The following is a 23487-nucleotide window of genomic DNA, read 5'->3' as shown; positions in this document are numbered from 1 at the left end:
ATAAAATTTACAATACTTTATTATCGATTCCAACAATGATAAATATGAGATGAATGTATTTCTGAATACCCTTGCTTTAAATAAAATTTGCAAGCATTCTGATTTATTCGCTGTGTAGGAATTGAAATTATTTTAATACCCCTTGATATACAGTCATTCTCTAACGCTGTTAGTAGTTTTCCTGCAATGCCTTGGCCTCTATATACTTCGTCAACTGATAATAACCCAACAACAGCTTTATCAACATCGAACTTGACCGTGAGTAGCCCTGCAATTTTTTCCTTATCATATATGTAAATATTATCTGCTAATTCAAAGCTTAACGATTTGTGTAACCATTTGTAATATAATTTTTCATTTTCATCATTAGACAAATTCTGATCAAGCTTAAATCGAGAGTATTCGCCACTTGCAATTGCTAATGACTCTAGTTTTGTTAAATCACTTTTATTCCATTGATTTAAGCTAATTTTATCACTAGATGTTACTTTAGTTCGCCCTTCAAGACATTTTTCGAAAATGACCTTTTCATCGGCATACGTTACAGAGAGCTCTATATTACTTTCAATCTCTTTAATATCTTGTTGCTTTTCGGAGAATAGATATAACAATTCAATTTTAGAGTTTCTGATTTCATTCGATATTAAATCATAATTCGTTTCTTTTGTTATTTGATGACTAGCAATTGGTAATTTAAATAACTCACTATCAAATTTTAAAAACTCTATTTGTTGATTCACATCCATATAAGTCCCCGTCTAATTACTTCTAAATAAATTTTATTTTTATGAACTAAAAACTGCTTAGTGAAATATAGAAAGTCTAAAGGCTAAATATTTCTATATTGGAATGAAAAGATAAAGACCTCAAGTATATTTTATAGTTCATCTAATGATAAAACAGTATATTTCTCATTCTTAAAAACTTCAGTTAACTTTATGTTAAGTTTATTTTTATTGTTATAAATTACTGCATAATGAACGTTATATTGCTTCTTTAGAAAAAGTAATCGTTCCATGTTCATATTCAAATAAGCCTCTTTAGCTTCAGTAAATGAACTAATATCATCTAGGCCTGTGATGGCTTGCATGCGCTCATACCATTCCATCAAACCATCTGGATCTACAGGGGTAGACTTCCAATCAACAATGATTGCCCTTTCACCGTGTAATCTAAAATTATTCATATCAGGCGGAATCAAGAACTTATCTGTTTTATCAGTTGTCTTCACCCATAGGTATAGTTCTGATTCTGACTCTTCTGGAAAACTGTTAAATAAGGTAGAGGATTGATAGAAAGAGTGACTAAATTGATAAACAAATATTAAAGAAAACGTTAAAATACAATAAATAAGTATGGTATTTTTTCTAAAAATTAAAGAATCGACTTTTGAAAAGAGTCTGTACCTTAGTATTAGAAAGCTAGGAATTAAAAAAACAATCATAATAAGGAACATTTCAGTCGAAAACATTCCGTGAGTATATGAATACCACCTTAAAATAAATAAGAAACCGACTAGAAGTAAAAAACACTTGCCTAAAAAGCGAGTGGTTATCTCAGCTTTACTATGAACTCCCAAATTGATAACCGCTATCGAAAATATAATTTGTGATAAAAGAACGCTAAATGGAGCCATTCTCCAAAAAAATAATTTCGAGATGAAGGGAACAAATACAACAGTAGTTAATATCGTTGATATTACAATAATAGCTAAAAGTGAAGCATATAATCCAAAAAGCCTTTTCTTGAGTTCAGTTTCAAAATCAATAAACAATATACTAGCTACACCAACTATTGACCAACCTATGAATAGCACAAAATCAAAGAGGTAATTACTTGGAACATAATGATGTGGAGAACGAATAAACTGAAAAATATAGGTAGCCATTTTACCATTTTCAGCAGAAAGCATACTTAATAAAAATGGAAGCTCCATTGCTAAAATAACGAACATAGGTAAAAACTGAATTACACAACGCTTTATTATTCTTTCGGTACCAATAAAGAGATGTGCAATACCTAAATATACAAAACCCAATAATAAAAAATTGGTATGCATATAACCGGCTAGGGCTATAAATACGCCTGAAATAAAAAACTTACCACGTAAGAAAAACAGTATTCCAACGATCGAAAAAGCACTACCAAATGATGATGGCTGCAACATAGAAGTAAAAATGTAAGTACCTGCGACACTATTAGTTTTTTCTAAAACAATAAGAGTCAAAACGATTATAAATGAACTTAAGGTATGGTTTTTAGTAAGCAGTATGATAATTTGATAAACACCAATTAACGCTATAACCCTTAAAATAACGTCTATAATGGCCAAACTTAAATCTATAGGTAAATTCAGATAATTTACAAACACAATGATATTTGAAAACTTTTCGTGATAATGCTTTGTATTATGAGCAAACCAATCAACAGATAAAAAGTCAGGGTAAATCTGAGTTAAACCATGAATTAAATACGTATTCTGATTGTCGCTCCCATAGCTCAAACCAAAAACTAACGATGTAATAAATATGAGTATATACAGTGCGAATTGATTGATATTATTACTCATCTTTTGAATACCAAATGTTTGGTTAAGAAAAAATTCAGAATGGTAATAACAACCATTACACCCAGCCAAATTAAATTTATACTCAAATTTAATTGCGCCTTAGCAATATCTAATAGAAAAGCACTAATCAAAAGTAGGAATAATTGTAAAATTAAAAATGGATAAAATGCAGACCAACTTTTGTTAGCCTTAGAAAAAGTCCATTTATTATTCCAAAAAAAGCTCCAGATAATTCCTGCGCTATAACTTAAGCATTGAGAGTAAAAAGCATCTTTAGATAAGAAATAATTATAACTGATAAAAAATACAATATAGCTAAGGGCTGTATTAGATGCTCCGACAATCAAAAATTTTGTTAGCTGTTTGACAAAATCTTTATCAAACATCTTTTTTCTCTGTAATTTCTTCTACTATAAACCTAGGTCTATTTTGAAGAGCAACATGTATCCGAGCTAAATAACTACCTATGATCCCTAACATAATAAATAGTACGCCGAATAGGAATGAAATAATACCGACTGTAGATGCCCAACCAGCAACAGTTTCACCAATCAATACCTGATATATTATATAAATTATTTCCAAAAATGCTAAAGCACTTGTGAATACGCCTAGCCAAACCCCTATCGCAAGAGGTTTAGTAGAAAATGAGATTATTGAGCCCTTTGCGAAGTTTAGCATTTTTGATAACGGGTATTTAGATACCCCCGAGAACCTTTCACCTGCAACATAAGGTATGGTGACAGATTCAAACCCTAACCACTCAACAGCGCCGCGTAAAAATAAGTCTTGAGCTTTTAGTTTAAGAAGTTCTTTTAATACTATTTTGTCTAGTAAACGAAAATCAGATGTTCCTGGAGCCATTGATACATCAGTTAAGAAAGAAAAACACTTGTAAAACATTGAAGACGTCTTTCTTTTGAAATATGAAGCTACGTGAGCATCATTTCTATAAGTATTAACAACTAAATACCCCTCTTTATGTTTTTCAACCAGCTTCTCAATCAGGGATGGTGGATGTTGCATATCACCATCCATAGAAATAATAGCATCTCCCTTACTTTCACTTAGTCCTGCGAGCAATGCATGTTGGTGACCAAAATTTCTCGCCAACTTAACGCCCTTAACCGGTGCCGAATATTGGCGGATTTTATTCCAAGTATTATCACTACTTCCATCATCAACTAAAATAATTTCATAGCTTACCTTTAAAGGGAGTACATTTTGTATGATTGTATCAATCAATACATCTACATTATCTTCCTCGTTATATAAAGGTATTACTATTGATAAATAAATATTTTCTTGTGTTTGATGATCCATTTCACTTTTCCAATTAAAAACTTGCAAAATGATGCCGCCACGTATTTCAAATTCTTTGATCTGTTAATAACCATTTAATGTCATTAAAGATTACTTAATCTTTACGTGAAGGTTTATATCGCCCAAATATATAATCCAAAATCCACTTTTGCTTTGTAGGTGTTGATTTTATCTCAGCCCATTATAATAAGTTCCCAATCCTATTTACATCTAAAAATTGCACAGCTTTTGCTGCTAAATCCCATTAAGTCATTAGCAGGTACTTAATAAAGCAACCTATAAAAACAAACTTTCTGACAAAAACTTTAGGCGTAGAAGAGCTCAGCTAACACAGCATAAATGCAAGCAAAAATTCTATAATTGGCTTATACTCCCCAATGAATATTTTTGACAAATTTTATAGGGTAGAACGAGATTATTTAGTGTTAATATTACAAATATATTAACATTTGAATTTTTTAAAAAAATTAATTAATGCTTTATTCAAAAATGATGCAAAGTAATATTTGACTGCTATAAAATTAAAACGATAACGAATAGACTGAATAAAATATTTTCTAGCGCTATCCATTTGATAATTTCGAAACTCAACCATTCCGGCTTCATTGAAGTTTTTCGCTAAACGTTTATTTATTTGCAATACATTACTTTTACTTTGTACTAACGCTAACTGTTTTTTCAATACTACAATTCTATTTAAGGAGTTTTTGACTCCTCCCCTAAATGAAATACTATTTGGTTGAATTCTATATTGATGTAACGGATGCGAAATAAATAAAATATCTAATTTATGAGTGATCTGATACCACATATCTAAATCATCTCCATTAGTCAAAGTTTCGTCAAAACCATTCAGACCATCTAGAACTGTTTTAGGAATAGTAACACTAGAAGTTCCAATAAAGTTTGCTTTCAATAAAGAAGAATAAGCAAAGTTACTCTTTAATGAAAATAAGTTACCTTTCAACGGCACCAACCCACCTCTAAATGATTGATACTCTGATAAAAAATCAGAAGATATTATATTAGAGTCTTTATCAATCGACTGAAAGTTTGTACATAATAAACCCGCATATTTATTTTCTTCTAATGCATTAAATGTTTCTACCAATTTATTAGGCAACATTAGGTCATCAGAATCAAAGAACATAATATATTTACCTTGAGACTTTTTAATCCCAGTGTTTCTAGGTTTTGATGGGCCACCCGTATTTTGTTCTTCGCAAAAATAGTGAATATTATCAGTAAGGTATGGTGCTATTTTAGCTTTACTGCCATCAGTGGAACAATCATCGATGAAAATAATTTCATAATCATTAAAACTTTGATTAATAATTGAATTAATTGTTTCTACTATAAAATTTTCGGCATTATATACAGGAATAATAATGGATATTCCATATTTGAAGTTAGTAGGCGATTTATTGTTATCAACTTCTATCATTTCACATATCCGTATGTATTATTGAATAGGTTTTCCCCATACAAAGGAAATAAATCAATTTGACTCATCAATTGCCCCAACTTGTTTTTTAAATTTACTAATGACCCATTGTTTTATTTCGTATTTCTCATTTTTTGAAAACAATAATATAGTTCCAGGCAAAATACTAAATCCCACGATAAAAGCATACAAGATCAATTTAAGCCAATCATCAATACCCCCAATGAAACTCATAAAGAGATAGGTAACACCTGACGAATAAACAATAAAAAATAAACTATTAAAAATTAAAGGAATTAATTTGATGCCCGTTAACTGTGAAACAATAAAAGGTAAATAAGTCACTCTTAACACCCCTACAACTAAAGAAAACGCAATTGCAGCTCCAATTAAGCCATAATTTGGAATTAAATAAATTGCGGATAAAGTTACTGCTATGGTATCAACAAGCGAAAGATAAGTTACGTATTTATGCTTTTTAATTGTCATTAATACACTTACGAACGGATTGGTAATCAATACTAACAACCTACCTACGGCAAGAATTATTAAGCATTGATAAGCAACCTCTATATTTATTTCATCACCAATCCATAATCGTATAAATTGCTCACCAAGTACGATAAAGCCCGCAACAAATAAAACCAATAAAAGCACATATAATTTAACAAAAAACACTAATGCCTCAGCCATTTTATCTAACTGGTCTTGTGCATAGTATTTTGTAAAAACCGGTACTGTAAAGCCTAAAGCTTGACCAACAATTTGGGTGGCATATTCAATTAACCTGGCAGCAATAAAATATGTAGTAATACCAACACTTGAAAGAAAAGATGCGATCATCCAAATATCCATTTTATTTTTTAGAAGGTTGGTTACATCAACAATAAACGTCCATTTGCTAAAATGAAAAATCTCAATCATATCTTTCTTCGAAACATGTTTTTTAGCAATATCAAGCGAAGAAAAAAGATTATAAGAATAATATATAAAAAAGATTGTAATAGTGATATTTGATACAAATGAAATTATCGCTAAAGTAACAACACCTGAACCATTTGATATAAACAGAAAAATAGCCAAAGCAGATAAAACTGAACCTAAAGTTCTCACTAGAGCTATGGTATCAAACCGTAAATATGCACTGATAACACCAGGAAATGCTTTAGATGGAAATTCTAAACTCAAAGACAAACCTGATATTAATAAGATGGCTTGTGCAGTTCTGAGATCTTCAGGATCATTAACAATTTCAGGCGCGATAAAAAATACCGCTAAAACAGTAAGAGTAAATAAAACAACACCTAATACACTATAAATTAACAGCGCTGTATTGATTATCTGATTCGCTCGATCGTATTCCTCGGTATAAATATAACGAGCGACATAACGAGTTACTGTATGGTTTAATCCTAAATCCATTAAATAATAGGAAGAAATGATACTGCCAATTAACACCCACAAGGCATAATCTTCGCTTCCTAAATGAGAAATAAGAAAAGGCAGCATCCAAAAACCAATACCGATACTTATAACTGTTTGAATAACTCTAAATGAAGAGCCTTTTAATAATGCTGACGAGGTCTTTCTTTCTTTTTTATTTTTCATTCACAATTTCACAAAATAAAATTAACAAACTCATACATTCCTTGAGGTTTAATATGAAAATGTAAAGTTAAGTATTGGATATCAAAAGCTATTCTAAAATCCATAAATATAATTCAATGTTCTTTTTAATTAAGACTTACTTATCAATAATGCCTTAAGTGTTCTATATGTTGCTTTTAGTTGATGTAAACACTTTATTTTATAAGTAACCGGGATTGATAATGTCATAAACAGGTGAGTTTCCCCTTGAAAATGCTTTTTATAAAAAGTGTTTTTTCCGCTACCGGCTAACAAATCATACTTTTCAACTACCGGGTCTTCATGTGCTTTCTCTATTGAATATCCTAACATTAAGGTGCCAAGCGAAACCTTATTGTTAGGATACTCAGTAAAACCAAGTTGAATATTATAACGTGTATTCTCTATGCTTATATCATAACAAACAGCCAATAAGTTATTGTCATCGTATAAAACTGATAACGCTAAACAATCTTGCTTCAAAAAGTATTTTGAAATAATTTGATGAAATTTTTCACTATGGGAAGAAAAACACACTTTTCCCCACCGAGTTATATGCATTTTATTCAAGCTTTCAAAAAAATAATTTATTTCATCAGTTTGTGTGATGGTGATAAGTTTTGGCTTATTCAGCAACTTTCTTCTATTAAACAATTTTAATCGCGTATTTTTCCCTAAGCTTGATAGATAAGTCGTAAATTGCTTATTTGTGTTAATACAAACACCTTCTTCTTGTTTTTTTTCGCAAGAAGGATAATTTCTTATTAGAAAATCAACAGTACTCGAATTAGCATTTATATCAGTTAAAACGATTTCATCAATCTGTTGTGCCTGTATATACGTTAATATTACGGGTAGTAATTCGTCATACCTTCCTTTAGGTAGAATGAAATTTAAATATTCTGACCGAATTGAATCATCATTGTGAGAGAAATTCCCGATAAATTCACATCTTTGGGTGTTAATAAAGCCTAACCGCTTTACAGAATAAGTATAACAAGGAGCAATACCTATTAGGGTGTTCTCTTGGTAAATACCTAACAATAAAAGATCTAAACTGAGTCTTGCTTGCCAAATATCCCACCATGATTTTTGCCAAATCCAACTTGAAAATAATGGATTAGCCTCAGAATCGAGTAAACACTTTGTCCATTCGTCTTCCATGCCAATAAATTCAGTTAAGGATAATTTTACAACCTTGACTTGTTTCATGCTAAATCAACCGCATTTAATCAATTGGCAACTTTAATTTGCTTCCCCACAACTTATCCACTTCTATATTTTCGAACATTTGACTCCCACCTCCTGGCGTAAACGTTAGCTCACCAAAATATAAATGGCCATCCACTTCATAGAAGTCGACTCGAACATAAAGAAACTTTTTAGATAATAAACTAGCCTTCTCAACCATTTTATCTAATGTAAGTGGTCTTTCTAATTCGTCGCCTTTATTTTCTTTCCATTTAATATCTACATAGTTCCATTCTATATCGTATATAACTCGTTTTTGATCGACATACCGCCCCGTATCCACTTGAATATATGTTGGTTGGCCATTAAAACAATGTATTTTAAAATCTTTAGGAATATCTCCATTTTCGTCTTGCATAAATTTTTCCACAATAATGCAAGGTTTAATATTTTTATATTGTTTCTCTCTGAACGAATGATAAAAATTTTTCCGAAGCTGGTATTTTAAGCTTTCTTGTATCTCACTAAAATTTTGAACTGACTTATCTTTAATTATGTAAACTTTTCCACTTGCATGGTTCGTTTTTATAATTACTGGAAAATCAGGTAAGCTTTCTGCATTAATATCTTTAAATGAATATGTTTGATATACCAGAGGGATCAAATGTTCTTCACCTATTTCACTTTTTATAAACTCTCTCACTAAATATTTATCAGAACACATGGCTTTAAAGTCATCCATGTCATTGAGTTTTAACCATTGAATTTTTTCATTTAAGGTTTGAGGAGATTTCAAATTTAATTCAAAACCAAACTTTTTTTCAAAGTGTTTTTTAGTGAACAATGTATCTGTAAATTTATTATATTTAAAAATATTTATTAATGTTTTAAATACACCGAAAAAGTAGTTCCCAACCGTGCCCTTCGTATATAAATATTCGCCTATATTTGTTTTATTCATAATTTCACAAATCCCATTTGAAAGATTAATTAAGCACTTTAATTAACCTTTGTTTTAGTAAACCGAGCCATTAAAAATAACTTTAATGGAGTGGCAACTTTTCTCTCAAAAAAAACATGTATTAACCAAGAGGCAAATAACATAAACACGATTGTCGAACAAACAATAAATATATCAGAGTATGAATACCTAAAGTAATCAATAATAGTTTTCCCCGCAAAACCATGTATTAAATACAGCGGATAAGTCATTCCACCCATAACTAAATAAATTTTACGTGGTTTTAAATTAATTTTGCCATGTACCAAACGATAGAAAAGTAAAAAGAATAACCAAACTAAAGCGACAGCAACGAATTTATCTTGATCAGCGGGTGCTCTTAAAAATGATGTGGTTTGTTGGAACGATACAATTGAAGAAAGTAATAAAGCCCCGAATAAAATAGATAAATTAAAGGAATTACCTCCTTCTCGATGGATAAAATAAAAAGCCACACCAGCAATAAAATAAGGAGAATAGTCAGGTGAAATAAACCAACTCAAAAAGAAAGGTTGTTCAGTAAACAAAAACAGTGCTGTTAAAGCCAACCAAATACTTAACCATATTTTGTGTTTATCAAAAACTCCTGTAAGCAATAATAAAAATAAGCAACCATAAAATTTTAATTCCGCTTGTAATGTCCAATAGACACCATCAATATTTTCTATATCAAAATAGTCGTTTAACATGGTTGCATTGGCTAAAATAATTTCAATTGAAGGTGAGTAACTACCAAAAATAGCGCCAATACTGAGAGTAAATAATATACCACACCAAAACGCCGGGTATAACCTGACAAATCTTGATATGGCAAACTCGGTAGGCGTTCTGTTTTTTGCTGATAGTGCAATAACATAACCACTAATCATGAAAAATAATGGTACACCTAAATAACCAAACTTTGTTACTTCAGCCAAAAGTTCAAAGCTGGTAAAACCTTCTCTTGCAGTGTAGTGGTATAGCACAACTGCCATTGCCGCAATAAAGCGAACTAAGTCTAAAGCAACAATTCTCAAGATGTTTCCTTCGAAATACACGTTGGTATTAATTTATTCACGGCTAAAACCAAACCTAATAATAACCACCAATGAGGTTCATATAAGTCCATAGCAAACAACCCAAAAATCAATCTCATTATCAGATAAGCTAATATGCCTTTACTTAGCATATTCAAAAAGAGCATTTTATTATAGTTTGGTTGGCTAGTGTCTAATAACGCTGTTTTCTCGATATTCAGCCGATTTAGCCGCATTAGCCGCAAAATAAAAACACAAAAGACTATAAACCCTATTGGGCCAATATTGGTTAATACTTCAAGATATAACATATGTATATTTTGAAACCGACCAAACATATCCATCCTAACAGTTGAAAACGCTTGAACACCTATCCCTAATGGGTATTTAGTATAAATCTTTAAGGCATCCGTCATAATTATCATTCGTGTATTACTAGAGTTACCTTCAGCTTCTTTACCGGTATAAATCGATTCAAACCGTTCATAATACTGTTCGGGTATTAATGGCGCTAAAGCAATCAACAGAACAAGCGTAGAAAAAAATACTTTCAATTTTCCTCTTTTCATTTGAAAAAACAAATAAATTGCGGCTAATAAAACCGCAACATAACCAGAGCGAGAGCCGGTGAAAACAATGATTATGAAAGAAAAAACAATAATACCTAGCATCATTAATTTCAGCCATTTACTTTCAAAGCCTTTATATAAATATAAAGCAAAAGCTAAACAACCAACCCCAAAGGCACTAAACGAATTGGGATGACCAACAAAAGCACTCGCACCGTGTAATCTTTGTACTCCCTGATTTTCCCACATTAAACTCCCTGTTGCCCAACCAATAAAACCTTCAGAACCAATTTTAAACCAAGCTAATAACAAACCAATTAATATAATTTCTAAATCTTTAACTTTATCAACAGAAACAACGATAAAAAAAGAAATGAGTGCAAATTTTATAACCCTTCTATTGTATACATCCAATGAAATCGCTTGAGCATAAGAAACAACCGAATAGATCCCTAAGATGAAAAGAAACAAAAATACACAATTGATTAACGGTTTTGATGGATTAATTTCGACATTGAATCTTTTGAATTTTCTAGTCGGTATTTCTTTTTTTGCAGATAGCAGCTTAAAACCGCAAAGAATCGTTAAGATTAAACCAAAAACAAAATGAAAACGTATAGCTTCAAAGGCAGGCCACCGTAAAGATGCTTGCATATAAAAAAAGAATAAATAAATACCTGTTAAATAGCTTAAAACGGACGCTTTTTCACTTTTATTCTTTGTCACAATATTACTCAAACTTCATTACTTTCAAGATAAAACCCTTAACTTCTTTTATTAAACCAACACTTCTCCCGGAAATATAAAATATTGATATAATAATTGATAATAAGCAGTTTTTTAGTTTTATATATTTATGGTATTTAAGTCGATTAACTGCTATCAAAGTTGGGAAAATTAAGATGCCAATTAGGCTCAATACAAAAACATTTGGAAAACTAAATACTATGGAGTTAAGTAAAAACAACCAGCTTAGAATCCATGACTGTGTGACAAGAACAACCTTGTCACCAAATGCACCATGTGCTTTCATTTGCGTAAAACCATGCCACACCTGCTTTAGATAAACATCCTTTAAAGTTTTAGGATAACCTAAATGAACAACTGCACAATGATTATCTAACACACAATCGTAGCCTTTTGCTATAACATCAAGCGATAATTTATCATCTTCGGCGCTTATCAAATTTTCATCAAAACCACCAATTAACTTGAATACACTAGACCTAATACTTAGGTTTCCCCCAGGTAATTTTGCTTTTTTTTCATATGCTTCTTTCAATTCGGTAGGATTCCAAACAGTAACGACCCAGTTATCTTCTATGGGTGCAATATGCTCTCCACCATACGCTCCCACAATAGGATCATCATAAGCTTCATCTATTTTATTCAACCAATTATCTGGCACTACACAGTCACCGTCCAAAAATGCGAGAATTTCAAATTTAGCTTCCTTGGAGCCATCATTTCTTACCTCACCTGGTGATCTACCATTAGAAAGCATATATTTAATATCAAAAGAATTGGCTATATCTCCGGTATTATCAGTTGAGTTATTATCTACTACTATAATTTCAGTTTTTGCTGCGTAGTTTTCACAGACCTTAATTAATTTTTTTAAGCATCTAGCGATATACACACCTTCATTGTATGCAGGTACAATAATACTAATGTTTTTCATCAAAACATTCCTCGTACCATAATTGAAACATGATCAATGAAAAGATAATTTTATTATGATCATCTATACCTTGCTCTTGCTCTTGAATAAGTTTACTTATTTTTTCTGCATTAAATATGTTGTGCTTTTTAATTTTATCTTTTGACAGTAAGTCACGTTTTAATGCTTTAAGCTCTCTATTTAACATTGAACTTAAAGGACTTTCAAATCCCTGTTTCTTAGCTTTAAATAACTTTTGAGGTAAGAAATTTCTTGCAATTTTTCTTAACATAGCTTTTTTAGTCCACAACGAATATTTAACTTTTCCTGGCAAACCATAAACTTGTGAAAATAATTTAATATCCATTAAAGGAACTCTCAATTCGAGAGAATGCCACATACTTAATCTATCAGACAAAGTAAGTATTTGTTCCGGCACATAATTTTTAAGGTCAGTATAAGCTGCTTTATCAATAACATGAGAAGATTTACATTGCTTAAAAGCGCTAACAATAGGCTCTTTAGAAGCGTTTAAATTTATTTTATTTTTCGTTTCGTCACTATATAACGCCTTTCGTTTATCTTCAGAAATAGAGGTAACATATGACATATACCTTTCTGATAAAGGCATTTCACTTGCTTTTAAGAACCTTTTCGCATGTTCAATCTTTCTAGAAAAACGCCCTTTGGTTGGAATTCTATTTATAACATTCGCAATTGATTTTCTTAAAATTTTTGGCACTTTGTCGAATAGAGTACTTATATAAAGTCCTGAATATCTAACATAACCACCAAATAATTCATCCCCCCCCAATCCTGACAAAGCTACTTTATAATTTTTAGATACTTCCTCACAAATAGTATAAGTAGGGATAATTGAATCATCTGAAAATGGCTCATCAAATGCTTTAATAGAATCCCGCAGTAGTGCTTCAAGTTCAGTATGTGGAGTAACAGTTTTAAATTCAATGCCATACCGTTCAGCAACACTTTTAGCTAAAGGAGTTTCATCATATAAATTTCCTTTATTATTAAACTTTATCGTAAAACTACTTTTAAATTTAGAATCTTTGGCTGCCATTGCTGTTACCAAAGAACTATCAATCCCCCCAGAAAGAAACGAGGCGACATCGACGTCTGATTCCATATGTGCACAAACAGACGCTTCAATTTCGTCCTTAATATTTTCTTCAACTTTATTACATTTATTTGCTTTTACATCATTAGCATCCCAATATTGATGCACTTCCGTATTCCGCCCTTCTCCAAACTTAATATAATGAGCGGGTTTAAGTTTATTTACGCCTTGATAAATGGTGTGTGGTGCAGGAATGTAATTTAAAGCCAAATACATATCGAGCGCCTGATAATTAATTTCTTTCTTAGTGACCTGCGAAGTAATTATTGTTTTTAGTTCTGAACCAAATGCTATTTGTTCATTCTCTAATGAGTAATATAACGGTTTAATGCCAAAATGATCTCGTGCGATAATGCCAACTTTCTGGTTTTTATCCCAAATACAAAAAGCAAACATTCCTCTAAGATGAGAGAACATCTTTTCGCCATATTCTTCGTAAAGGTGAACTAAAACCTCGGTATCTGAATGTGTTTTAAATTGATGTCCTAAAGCTTCTAATTGGCTTTTCAATATTTTATGATTATAAATCTCTCCATTAAATACGACTACAATACTCCCATCTTCATTAAAAATGGGCTGAGTGCCACCAGACAGATCAATAATACTTAAACGCCTCATCCCAATAGATAAAAATTCGTCTTTATAAAAACCTGATTCATCAGGACCTCGGCGTGTAATTGAATCAGCCATAATTTCAATTTTATTTCTTAGCCCTTCAGAGTTTGGGGCAAAAACACCAACAATCCCACACATTTACCAATTTACTCCTAAATTCAAAATAGTAAGCTTAATATTTTTCATTAATTTAACATTCAACTAATTATCTTCTAATGCATGATGATAATACTGCATATGTTCATCTACACAGGTTTGCCAGTTATATTGACTTTCAATTTTTTTACGGGCGTTCAATGCTAATTCTGTATATTTTTCAGGATTTTCGATAAGGTAAATCACTTTTTTAGCAATCATTGCCGCATTATCCGCAGGCACAATACAACCGCTAATCTCATCATGGATGAGCTCAGGATTACCCCCCACATTTGTCGCAATACAGACAGAACCTTTTAGCATGTATTCTAAAATTGCGTTGCTTAGCCCTTCCGAGTCAGAGCTAATCACACCAATTTGCATTTTTTCGATATATTGATCGACATTAGCAACCCGGCCAGCAAAAATAACTTTATCGGCGATATCTAATTGTTCTGCTTGCTTTTTTAACCCTGCTTTTAAATGTCCATCACCAACAATATGCCAGTTAATATCAGGATATTTTTCAGCAACAATTGCCGCAGCAGCAATAAATAAGTCGGTTCTTTTTACATGCCGCGTCATATTGCCAACAATACCTATGTCGGTAATAGTCGGTTGATGTTCAATAAAAGTAAGTTTTTCTACATCAATACCATTTGGCAAAACAGTCATTTTATTGGGTTGTAACTTAAAGTGCTCAACAAAGTGTTTACTTACCGCATTTGCATTAGAAATATACCCCGTCATCATTTGGTATACTTTGCCTATCACCATTTCAAGTTTATTGTTCTTCCAAAAAGCCATATCACGAAAACAAGCGATACGTACTGGCACTCTAGCAAGCCAAGCAGCTACACCCGCCAGTAAAGTTGAATCTTGAAAATAACATTGCACTATAGAAACGTTTTCTTTTCTTAACCAACGCGTTAATTTAACTAGTTGAATAATACCGGAGAACGACAATAATTTAGGCACCGACCATTGCAAATGGTGACAATCTTCAGGAACTAAAGAATTATCGGTATCTTTGATCGTTAAAAGGTAGGGTTGATATTTCTCGCGGTCTAAGCGTTCAATTAACCCGATTAATTGTAATTCAGTACCACCTCGTACTAAACAATCAATACAAAATAATATTTTACGTGGCTTCATAATGAAATATACCTAATAGCAGTAAACATATTACTGTTTCGCCAGTAAAATTGAGCGATAAATATCACTATAACTATTTGCCATAGCTTCACTCGAATATAACTTAATCATTTTTTCTTTTGCTGATTTAGCTAAAGTTGTTGAAAGTGTTTTATCGTTCATCAGTTGAATTGTTTTTTCACTAAGCGCTTTTGGATTATCTAACGGAATAACAAAGCCGCTTTCATGATCTGTAATTAACTTGTATATATCGCCAACATGAGTACAAATAACTGGCAATTCAGACGAAACCGCTTCTAATAAACTCATCGGCATGCCTTCATCGATAGAAGGCAAAGCAAAGCAATCTGCGGCAGCCAGTAATTGTTCCATTTCAGCATAAAAGCCTAACATTTTGACATGCTTTTCTAATTTATTGGCAGTAATTTTTTCTGCTAGTTCTGCTTGTAGTTCACCTTCGCCGACAATAATAATAACGAATTTTTCCGTCGACTTTTTAAGCTCTATCGCAGCTTCAATCAATACCCATTGTGCTTTTTGCTTTGTTAACCGACCAGAATTGACTATGACAAAAGTGTCATCTTCAACAGCTAATTCATCTCTAATTTTTTGACGAATTGCTAATTTATCCGTTAAAGGTTCAACTTCAACGCCGTTGGCAACCACGTCAATATTGCTTTCCTTCAGGCCATTATCCATCAATATCTGCTTTATTGGTTCAGATACTCCTACTAAACGTGCAAACCATCGATAAAAAAATAACTCTAATGTGATAAGAAACTTAGTTTTAATAGGATAATTATTGAGTTCAAACCACAAATGGCATGTCGCCATAATAGGAATAGATTTTAATTTAGAAATGATAAAGCCATAAACCGAAGGTTTATATCCATGCGAATGAATGATATCGATATTTAAATCAGCAATTTGGCGAGCTGCTTTAGGAATTTCAAACAACACTCCTTTGTTTGAAATCACTATTTTAACCGCTTCAATACCTAAACTAATGGCTCTTTCATATAATGCATTTTCTTCATGCAAATTTGAAACAATACAACCAATCACAGAGGTTTGTTCATAACCATTTTTCATTTGTTCAGATAAGTTTAAAATGACGCGTTCGGCACCATACAAGCCATCACTGGCAATAAAATGCAGTACTCTGTTTTTTTGCTTACTATTCAAAGTTATCTACCTTCTGATAAATAGTGTAGGTTAAGCCGGAGCCACCACCACCTGGGCCTATTACAGAAGCCACTTTGCTATATTTATGTTTTACCAAATAATCAATATTAATCGTCTCGCTAATAAAACCATCTAATACAGCGATATAATCCATATTTTCAAAATCAATTCGTTCAGCAAAACTTTTTAAAGGTGCTTTATGGTAACTGTAATAGGTAAATCCTTTATTTTTCAGATTATACATATCAATGAGCTTCAACTTAGTGCGCTCTTCCCAAAACCTGACGTGTCTTTCGGTATAACTTTCACCGGCTTGTTTTGCTTCGACCATCATTGATTGATAACCACTCGCGATAACATTGGCAGCCTCTAGTGATAAAGGCAGAAAAAGCGCGTCATAACCAAAAATAAAAAGCTTTTCATCTTGTTTGACGTTTGTTTCTACCCAAGTTCTAAATTCATCAAACGGCGTTTTTTTAAAGTCATATGATTGCTGAAAACTTTGAAAAGACATAACACCTAACATTAATAGTGTTGTGGCTATTGCCAACCACTTACTTTTTAATTCGCACAATACATACGTAGCAAGTATATAGAAAAGCGGTAGAGCAGGTAGCATCCAATATGCTCTAAGTTGCCTGATAGAAGCAAACAGCATTAACCAACAAACACTCAGTAAAAGTACACTAACGAATCGATTATTTTGTCTTACTTTTTCATTTTTTAATAACAGTACAATGGCAAAAATAATTAATGGCACAGTAAAAATGCCCGTACCTTGAAAAATTTCAAGAAACTGCTCACCCCAAACAATCCATGGCGAGGCATCATCTTTAGCATTTAAAACACGAAGTTTAATATAAGTTAATGGGTCAAATAACACTGAGCCAGTGGCCACAGCAAATGCCATAACAGAAAGAAAACCGAACGGTAAAATATGAGAAATTATGGTTTTAAACCTATGCACTCTATATAAATCAATGATGATGAATATTACAAAAAAAGCTCCGTGAAGCTTCATGCCTGTTGCAATCCCTAAAAATAGCGCTGACAACAAGAAACTATTAAAATGCTTTCCAAAATCTGAACGATAATAAAAATATAATCCTATAGTTGAAAGTAAAACCATAGGGGTATCAGGGCGAGCAACAACATAACACCAAATGGTGTTGTAGCTTAAGAGATAAAGAGCCGTAACCAATAATGCAGGAATATGATGACGATTAGGTAATAAAATTTTAGCCGTTAAAAAAACAAAATAAGCAGTGAGCAAATCAATAAAAAGTGAAACGATTCTGTATGATTTAACATAAAGGTCAGGTGCAGTTAAATAATGATTATAGGCATCAGCAACTAAATTAACCCCTAAAGAGCCTCCATTGGTTATTTGATATATTACATAAGTAACAATTGAGCTAAGACCATTTATCCAACTCTCTAAATACATTCTTTGCGGCGGTGCTTGCCCAAACCAAACCAAAAAACCACCTTCGTAAGTGGTATTATCATCAATGGTAACAAAAGGAGCGCCTACTTCTAAAACGTTTAGTTTTAAAACCAGAGAAATGACCAGGCAGACAAAGAAAAGGCCATAAGCTATATTCTTATTGATATTTAACTGATCTAGCTGCACAAGTAATCCTTCTTTATCTTATTATTTTTATTTAAATTTATGCTAACAAACTAAAAGCAAATGCGGCGGTATTCTCAGCGGCAGGGATACGATTAGTTTTAAGTTTATTGTTTTTATCGACATTGTCTGTATAAGCAATGAGTCCGTACTGATAACCGCATTCTTTAGCAACTTTAGTGACTGCATCAGAAACATCATTCGGCATACCATTTGGATAACAAATACCATGAATTTCAGTAGCTATATGACTTTCAATAACACGTTTCGATTCCAATAATTCATTTTTTAATTGTTTATCGTCAATACGCGTTAAAATAGGATGTGTAACGGTATGACTGCCAATGTCTAAACCTTCTTTTTCCATCTCATGCAATTGTTGCCACGTTAACGCTGAAAAATCGGAGATAGGAAAATCCGAGATCGTAACGTCAAGTAAAACAATTAAGTCTTGTAAAAAGCTATCTCTTTCAGATTCTTGCAAAGTTAAACAATGATCAGAAATACAATGCCAATTTTTCTCAAAATTTTCTTCACTTAAGTGAAGCGTGCCTACATGAGGTATATTAACTTTAGTGAGAGACGTTGCATTTAACATCACTCGTACTTTATCAGGCCACATCCATTGTTTTTGTTCAACGAACTCAGTTGTAATATAAACCGTTGCGGGGACATTGTACTTTCTTAACAATGGCCATGCTTTTTCATAAAAATCAACGTAACCATCGTCAAAAGTTAACGCTACTTTGTTAGCGTATTCACCTTTACTGTTAGCTCCTGCAATAATTTCCTCAACTGGCACCACTTGATAATATTTAATTAAATGTTGCAGATGAGCTTCAAAGTTCGCAGAAGATATTCCAGGAATAATTTTACTGTCTGCTAAGCGATGATACATCAAGATTTTGGGAGGCTTTACTTTTCGAGTAAAAAATTTCCACATGCCACATCTTGTAGCAACGTTGAATAATATCCCTTTAATCCAGCCTTTTGCGGAAACCTTTAAAGTACGCATAGTTAGAATCTTCGTAATACCAGTCTAGCTAACGCAAGCCAACCTTTTATTTCAAAGATATCCATCGAAATTCCTTTTATTATATCTTTAAGTGGACTCAAAAAGGTGCCTTCTGCCCTTGCATAGACTATTCCTCGGCTAACATACATATCTGCCCAGGCTTTACGAACCGCTTTGGAAGAAATTTTAGCGCCATGCTTGTTTAGAAAGTGATTCAGAATCTTAAAAGCAAAATCATAACGTCCTTGATAATTGTTTGACATTTGTCCGGACCATTCACGATAAATATAAGTTTTATCTGGGCAATAATTAAACTCCCAATTTAACGAATACCTAAGCCATAAATCCCAATCAATTCCCATACGAAATTGTTCATCAAATGCACCATCTTGCTCTACGCATTCTCTACGGATAATTGATGTGCCAAAAGGTACAAAGTTCTTCAATAACAATTGCTCTGTCACCTTGCCACTATAGCGTTCATAAGGAGCTTTTTTATCGTAAGGTTTATCATTTTCATCGACATACGAAACTTCACTATAAACAATGCCAACTTTGTCATGAGTAAAATAGGGCATTTGTTTTTCGAGTTTATCTATCGTCCAAAAGTCATCTGCATCACAAAAGCCAATGAAGTCACCTTTAGCTTCTTTCACACCTCTATTTTTTGCTTTGGGCTGACCACGGTTTTCAGTCTTTATATAATTAACTTTTTCGTTGTCTGAATATACCGCCATCATTTCTTCGGTATTATCCGTAGAGCCATCATCAACAACAATAATTTCAATATTCGACCAAGTCTGCTTAAGCAAAGAGTCTATTGCTGTGCCTAAATATTGCCCCATGTTATAAGAAGCAATTACAATACTTACTAAAGGATTACTCAATTTTTAAGCCTCACAAATTGAAAAGCGATATTTACCAGATGCCTCTTGTGGCATTTTCTCAATATCGTTGATTTGAATAGTTACCGTTTCTCCGAACACAACCTGTAATTCTTTTAGTAATAGCGCATCGGTATCTTTATTAAATTCATGACCTTTAACTCGGTTCACTATTAATTGGTCGATACTTTTTTGCACAAGTTGCATTTGTTCTATGCCTGGGATCAAGGTTAAAGTGCGCTCAACCAAAGACACTCCTCCGACTAAACCGCCATCGGCTTTCTTTAAAAAGTCAGCAACTCTACCTTCAAGTTTTTCAAGTATTGGTAATGTTCTCCCACAAGAACATGGCTGATCAGACAAAACACCGACATCTTCAATTTGATAACGAATTAACGGCATGGCGTAGTTATTTAGATCAGTGACGACTAATTTACCTGATTGTCCTGGTAAAACAGTTTTTCCTTCATCATCCACACATTCTAAAATGATATGAGGGGTATTAATATGCATGCCTTGATGCACTTCGCATTCACAAGCGATTAAGCCGACCTCTTCACAACCGTATCTATTAGTCACCTTTACGCCCATTGCTTTTTCAATCACAACACGCTCATGGTCAAGTAACATCATCGAAGTAGCAACAACGCCTTTAGGGCTTGATAAAGAAATATTGTTCTCGGTAACATATTTAGCAAAGATATAAATAGAGTGAGCATGACCGAAAATAACGTCTGGCGCGAATGTTTTCCACGTTTCGACAAATACCCCCATACTAGATGGATTGAGATCCATGGTATCTAAGTATTTAGTTCTTTCTAACAGAGAAGAACGAAGTTTTTGCTTAAACGTTTTCGCAACAGGAGGGTTACCCCAAAGTGCGCCAATTTTATCCCCTGGTACCCAACCGGCTAAATTATCTGCATAACCTTGGGCGCCATTACGTAACTTTTGACAATGTTCATCAAAGTACAGATTCAATGAAACGCCTGTAGAGCCGCCAGTTTTGGCAATAACAAGTTCATCTTTATTATGAATAGTACTGATAAAATCATCAGCATTATTACGAATGTCTGCTTTTTTAGTAATAGGTAAACGCGAAAGGTCTGCAACAGAGTTTATGTCGGAATACTTAATGCCTGAATCAGTAAAGACTTTTTTATACCATGGGCTATGTTTTTCTGCATGTTCAAGTAGTTTGACTAATCTGCCAAGTTGATATTCTTTTAATTTTTCTGGCGTTTCATATTGTAATCGTTTCAGACTTTTCATTTCGTTAAGCCTGACAGATCCTTCTTTCGTATCCCATAAGGTATAAATAGCTTTACCAATTACATTATTCATTTATTATTCTCAAATCACTCTACTTTCTGTCATTAAACTATGGTGGTTTATTGCCAAAGTTTAATCATGCCTTACTTTTTTGGAAAAAGTTTATGACGAATTTTTCTGACAAACGATTGGTTGTACCAGGCCCAAAAAGCCATACCTAATTTTTCTTTAAAATAAAGTAATTTCCAATGCAAAGGTAAAGCGACTCTCATAAACATATGCTCAACTTTTTCAAAAGCACTTAACTTTGGAAAGTAATTCATCAGCCAATCATTAACATCAAGATCAAGCACTAGATGTATTCTATCTTCTGTACCATCATTTCTAACATAATGTTTTTTTGAAAAGTTCACATAATATAAGTTGCCGGGTAGCATTTTAATTTTTTCGCCACCAACAAAAAAAGTAACATCATCATTGGTATAAATTGGAATATGTAATCTGACTTTTCTTAGTGCCAAATTGGCTGCTTCATGTCGAATATCTCTATGAAGATTTATTCCTGCACCTGGGGATAATTTTAAAATTCTGATTCTGCCATGGGGGCATTTAAAGTTGTTTAAAATTTCTTCAAAATATGGAAGCTTTTTAACAATATCCGTTCGTTGCATACGCTCCATTTCATATGAACCTCTTTGAGATTCTTCATCAACCGATTTTCCATCTAACGAAACCAAAAGAATAGCCTTCCATTCTCTTGATAAAGTAGGGTCATAATGACCTAACCAATTTTCATCTTTTATTTGGTCGTATTCTTTACGCATTTTTTCAACGTCAAACTTCATTGGGAAGCTTTCCGCTAAATTACACCATGTCATCATAATAAATATCCTTCCATAAATTCATGACTAATATATTGGTTACCCTTGTCTAGGCTTCCAAATGACAATTTTTTCACCTTTGATAAATTTAATACTGGCGATTGCTGCAGCTAAATTTATTAGACAAAAATAATGAGCTAACCCGACAAATTTATTAGTGTTTTCAGGTTGAGTATGACCAATATAGGCTAAACCATAAAAAATCACTTGGCCAAACATCATTAAATTAAATAATGGCGAGTGCCCAATTAAGGCTACGTTAGCTAATAACGCCAACATCATAGGGACAAAAGCTAAATAGCGAATTAATTTATGGCTGAATAATTGAAATGAAAATAAGCCAAATTTTGCAGGGTTAAATAAAACTCGCATATCGTAAAGTGCCCATAAAGCCCTAAGTGAAACTCTGACACGCATTTTGAATTCAGACGCGTTATCTGAAAGTGACTCTTCCTTTAAAATGGCCGAAGGCTGATAAACAACGCGTTTATTTTGTTCCACTACTTTTAAAGGTTGTACAAAATCAGGTAATTGGTCGGCATTTAATATCGAATAAAGCTCTGTGCGAATGGCATCAACACCGCCATCTACGCCAACGACTGAACCAATTGCACTTTCCAGCGACCTCATGTTGTTTTCATATTTCATGTATGCACTACAGCCGTCACCTACCATAGAACCATCTTCGTTAACATAGACCATTTTTCCGGTGACATAGCCAACACTTTCATCAGTAAACGTTTTTGCGATTTCGTGAAATACATTTTCATCATAAATGCTGTTTGCATCAGAAAAAATGATCAGATCTGAAGTGATTTTTTCAAAAGCTAAATTAAGTCCTGAGGTTTTACCGTTACGGGGAATTTGACGAATTAATTCAATATTTTTATGTTCACTTGCCAGTCTGGTGACAATAGCATCGGTTTCATCTTCTGACTCATCAGAAATAACAATGATGTTCACTTTATCTTTTGGGTAATCTTGAGATAACTTATTCAGAATCGTTTCTTCAATAACACTTTCTTCGTTAAAAGCCGGTATACACACAGTAATAGAAGGAAACTCTTCTAACTCGTGAGTCTTGATGTGGTTTTTTGGTAAAAGTTTTAATATCAGAGGGTAACCAATATAAATATAAAACAATGTTAAGATTGAAAGCCAAAAAATTAATATCATTGT

Annotated in this window: 20 protein-coding genes; all 20 read right to left on the bottom strand. The window is 32.8% G+C overall.

Features of this window, described 5'->3' with window-relative positions; all coding sequences use genetic code 11:
• Positions 1–20 precede the first annotated feature (20 nt).
• Positions 21–746 carry a GNAT family N-acetyltransferase gene (locus tag Q4493_RS04265; RefSeq protein WP_303449652.1) on the bottom strand — a complete coding sequence of 242 codons (726 nt, stop codon included), beginning with the start codon at positions 744–746 and terminating at the stop codon, positions 21–23.
• 131 nt (positions 747–877) lie between these two features.
• Complete coding sequence (locus tag Q4493_RS04260; RefSeq protein ID WP_303449651.1) at positions 878–2569, bottom strand: DUF6798 domain-containing protein; 1692 nt, start codon at positions 2567–2569, stop codon at positions 878–880.
• On the bottom strand, positions 2566–2955 hold the full coding sequence (locus Q4493_RS04255; RefSeq protein WP_303449650.1) for a GtrA family protein: 390 nt from the start codon (positions 2953–2955) through the stop codon (positions 2566–2568). The genes Q4493_RS04260 and Q4493_RS04255 overlap by 4 nt, the downstream gene beginning before the upstream one ends.
• Positions 2948–3892: a glycosyltransferase family 2 protein gene (locus Q4493_RS04250; RefSeq protein WP_303449649.1), complete on the bottom strand. Its 945-nt coding sequence runs from the start codon at positions 3890–3892 to the stop codon at positions 2948–2950. Before Q4493_RS04250 ends, Q4493_RS04255 begins: the two co-directional genes overlap by 8 nt.
• Before the next feature lie 442 nt (positions 3893–4334).
• Positions 4335–5336 carry a glycosyltransferase family 2 protein gene (locus Q4493_RS04245; RefSeq protein ID WP_303449648.1) on the bottom strand — a complete coding sequence of 334 codons (1002 nt, stop codon included), beginning with the start codon at positions 5334–5336 and terminating at the stop codon, positions 4335–4337.
• 54 nt (positions 5337–5390) lie between these two features.
• Positions 5391–6944 carry an oligosaccharide flippase family protein gene (locus Q4493_RS04240; protein ID WP_303449647.1) on the bottom strand — a complete coding sequence of 518 codons (1554 nt, stop codon included), beginning with the start codon at positions 6942–6944 and terminating at the stop codon, positions 5391–5393.
• Positions 6945–7073: 129 nt separating this feature from the next.
• Positions 7074–8174, bottom strand: a complete 1101-nt coding sequence (locus Q4493_RS04235) for a GNAT family N-acetyltransferase (protein ID WP_303449646.1) — start codon at positions 8172–8174, stop codon at positions 7074–7076.
• A gap of 16 nt (positions 8175–8190) precedes the next feature.
• Positions 8191–9114 (bottom strand): ATP-grasp fold amidoligase family protein, encoded by a 924-nt coding sequence (locus tag Q4493_RS04230; protein WP_303449645.1) that lies wholly within the window; start codon positions 9112–9114, stop codon positions 8191–8193.
• 38 nt (positions 9115–9152) lie between these two features.
• Entirely contained in the window at positions 9153–10169 is a 1017-nt protein-coding gene (locus Q4493_RS04225) for an acyltransferase (protein ID WP_303449644.1), read from the bottom strand.
• Entirely contained in the window at positions 10166–11464 is a 1299-nt protein-coding gene (locus Q4493_RS04220) for an O-antigen ligase (protein WP_303449643.1), read from the bottom strand. Before Q4493_RS04220 ends, Q4493_RS04225 begins: the two co-directional genes overlap by 4 nt.
• Positions 11465–11468: 4 nt before the next feature.
• Positions 11469–12419 carry a glycosyltransferase family 2 protein gene (locus Q4493_RS04215; protein WP_303449642.1) on the bottom strand — a complete coding sequence of 317 codons (951 nt, stop codon included), beginning with the start codon at positions 12417–12419 and terminating at the stop codon, positions 11469–11471.
• Positions 12406–14289 (bottom strand): asparagine synthase (glutamine-hydrolyzing), encoded by a 1884-nt coding sequence (gene asnB / locus Q4493_RS04210; RefSeq protein ID WP_303449641.1) that lies wholly within the window; start codon positions 14287–14289, stop codon positions 12406–12408. Before asnB ends, Q4493_RS04215 begins: the two co-directional genes overlap by 14 nt.
• A 63-nt stretch (positions 14290–14352) precedes the next feature.
• Positions 14353–15441 carry a glycosyltransferase gene (locus Q4493_RS04205; protein ID WP_303449640.1) on the bottom strand — a complete coding sequence of 363 codons (1089 nt, stop codon included), beginning with the start codon at positions 15439–15441 and terminating at the stop codon, positions 14353–14355.
• 30 nt (positions 15442–15471) lie between these two features.
• On the bottom strand, positions 15472–16626 hold the full coding sequence (locus Q4493_RS04200; protein ID WP_303449639.1) for a glycosyltransferase family 4 protein: 1155 nt from the start codon (positions 16624–16626) through the stop codon (positions 15472–15474).
• Positions 16619–18259, bottom strand: a complete 1641-nt coding sequence (locus tag Q4493_RS04195) for a glycosyltransferase family 39 protein (protein ID WP_303449638.1) — start codon at positions 18257–18259, stop codon at positions 16619–16621. Before Q4493_RS04195 ends, Q4493_RS04200 begins: the two co-directional genes overlap by 8 nt.
• A 37-nt stretch (positions 18260–18296) precedes the next feature.
• The gene (locus tag Q4493_RS04190) at positions 18297–19271 is read right to left on the bottom strand and encodes a polysaccharide deacetylase family protein (protein ID WP_303449637.1); all 975 of its coding nucleotides are present in this window, start codon (positions 19269–19271) and stop codon (positions 18297–18299) included.
• A gap of 2 nt (positions 19272–19273) precedes the next feature.
• Positions 19274–20158: a glycosyltransferase family 2 protein gene (locus tag Q4493_RS04185; RefSeq protein ID WP_303449636.1), complete on the bottom strand. Its 885-nt coding sequence runs from the start codon at positions 20156–20158 to the stop codon at positions 19274–19276.
• 3 nt (positions 20159–20161) lie between these two features.
• Positions 20162–21499, bottom strand: a complete 1338-nt coding sequence (locus Q4493_RS04180; protein ID WP_303449635.1) for a phenylacetate--CoA ligase family protein — start codon at positions 21497–21499, stop codon at positions 20162–20164.
• A 71-nt stretch (positions 21500–21570) separates the two neighbouring features.
• A complete protein-coding gene (locus Q4493_RS04175; RefSeq protein ID WP_303449634.1) occupies positions 21571–22308 on the bottom strand; it encodes an aspartyl/asparaginyl beta-hydroxylase domain-containing protein in 738 nt (245 codons plus the stop codon).
• Positions 22309–22347: 39 nt separating this feature from the next.
• Positions 22348–23484 (bottom strand): glycosyltransferase, encoded by a 1137-nt coding sequence (locus Q4493_RS04170; protein ID WP_303449633.1) that lies wholly within the window; start codon positions 23482–23484, stop codon positions 22348–22350.
• Between the last annotated feature and the right edge of the window lie 3 nt (positions 23485–23487).

The organism is Colwellia sp. 1_MG-2023 (assembly GCF_030546755.1).
Lineage (GTDB): Bacteria > Pseudomonadota > Gammaproteobacteria > Enterobacterales > Alteromonadaceae > Thalassotalea_H.
This window is presented reverse-complemented; position numbering and strand designations above follow the sequence as displayed.

Excerpts from the sequence above, each read along its gene's own strand:
- Q4493_RS04265 (WP_303449652.1), bottom strand. The coding sequence starts at position 746 with ATGGATGTGAATCAACAAATAGAGTTTTTAAAATTTGATAGTGAGTTA.
- Q4493_RS04260 (WP_303449651.1), bottom strand. The coding sequence starts at position 2,569 with ATGAGTAATAATATCAATCAATTCGCACTGTATATACTCATATTTATT.
- Q4493_RS04255 (WP_303449650.1), bottom strand. The coding sequence starts at position 2,955 with ATGTTTGATAAAGATTTTGTCAAACAGCTAACAAAATTTTTGATTGTC.
- Q4493_RS04250 (WP_303449649.1), bottom strand. The coding sequence starts at position 3,892 with ATGGATCATCAAACACAAGAAAATATTTATTTATCAATAGTAATACCT.
- Q4493_RS04245 (WP_303449648.1), bottom strand. The coding sequence starts at position 5,336 with ATGATAGAAGTTGATAACAATAAATCGCCTACTAACTTCAAATATGGA.
- Q4493_RS04240 (WP_303449647.1), bottom strand. The coding sequence starts at position 6,944 with ATGAAAAATAAAAAAGAAAGAAAGACCTCGTCAGCATTATTAAAAGGC.
- Q4493_RS04235 (WP_303449646.1), bottom strand. The coding sequence starts at position 8,174 with ATGAAACAAGTCAAGGTTGTAAAATTATCCTTAACTGAATTTATTGGC.
- Q4493_RS04230 (WP_303449645.1), bottom strand. The coding sequence starts at position 9,114 with ATGAATAAAACAAATATAGGCGAATATTTATATACGAAGGGCACGGTT.
- Q4493_RS04215 (WP_303449642.1), bottom strand. The coding sequence starts at position 12,419 with ATGAAAAACATTAGTATTATTGTACCTGCATACAATGAAGGTGTGTAT.
- asnB (WP_303449641.1), bottom strand. The coding sequence starts at position 14,289 with ATGTGTGGGATTGTTGGTGTTTTTGCCCCAAACTCTGAAGGGCTAAGA.
- Q4493_RS04205 (WP_303449640.1), bottom strand. The coding sequence starts at position 15,441 with ATGAAGCCACGTAAAATATTATTTTGTATTGATTGTTTAGTACGAGGT.
- Q4493_RS04190 (WP_303449637.1), bottom strand. The coding sequence starts at position 19,271 with ATGCGTACTTTAAAGGTTTCCGCAAAAGGCTGGATTAAAGGGATATTA.
- Q4493_RS04180 (WP_303449635.1), bottom strand. The coding sequence starts at position 21,499 with ATGAATAATGTAATTGGTAAAGCTATTTATACCTTATGGGATACGAAA.
- Q4493_RS04175 (WP_303449634.1), bottom strand. The coding sequence starts at position 22,308 with ATGATGACATGGTGTAATTTAGCGGAAAGCTTCCCAATGAAGTTTGAC.
- Q4493_RS04170 (WP_303449633.1), bottom strand. The coding sequence starts at position 23,484 with ATGATATTAATTTTTTGGCTTTCAATCTTAACATTGTTTTATATTTAT.